This window comes from Streptococcus mitis (assembly GCF_001074635.1).
In the GTDB taxonomy this organism is placed as follows: Bacteria; Bacillota; Bacilli; order Lactobacillales; family Streptococcaceae; genus Streptococcus; species Streptococcus mitis_E.
In genome coordinates this window covers 1-426 of record NZ_JUQO01000043.1, presented here as the reverse complement: position 1 = coordinate 426, position 426 = coordinate 1, and the positions used below count along the sequence as shown (strand labels likewise).

Sequence of the window (426 nt, the reverse complement as noted above, 5' to 3'; positions counted from 1 at the left end):
GACACCAGCGCCAAAAGCGGACGAACCAACAGCAGGCACAACACCGAAAGCGGATGAACCAGCAGCAGGCACAACACCAAAAGCGGACGAACCAGTGGTAACAACGCCGAAGGCAGACGAACCAGCGACACCAGCGCCAAAAGCGGAAGAACCAGCAGCGCCAGCACCAAAAGCAGAGGAACCAGCGACACCAGCGCCAAAAGTGGAAGAGCCAGTGACTCCAGCGCCAAAAGCGGATGAGCCAGTATCTCCAGCGCCAAAAGCGGATGAGCCAGTGGCAACAACGCCAAAAGTGGAAGAACCAGTGACTCCAGCGCCAAAAGCAGAAGAACCAGCGACACCAGCACCAAAAGTGGAAGAACCAGCGACTGAACCAAAAGCGGAAGAGCCGGCGACACCAGCGCCAAAAGCGGACGAACCAACAGC

1 pseudogene is annotated in these 426 nt (G+C 57.5%); it reads left to right on the top strand.

Going from position 1 to position 426, the window contains the following annotated elements:
* A pseudogene (locus ADI58_RS11260) lies at positions 1-426 on the top strand (hypothetical protein); the annotation flags it as partial.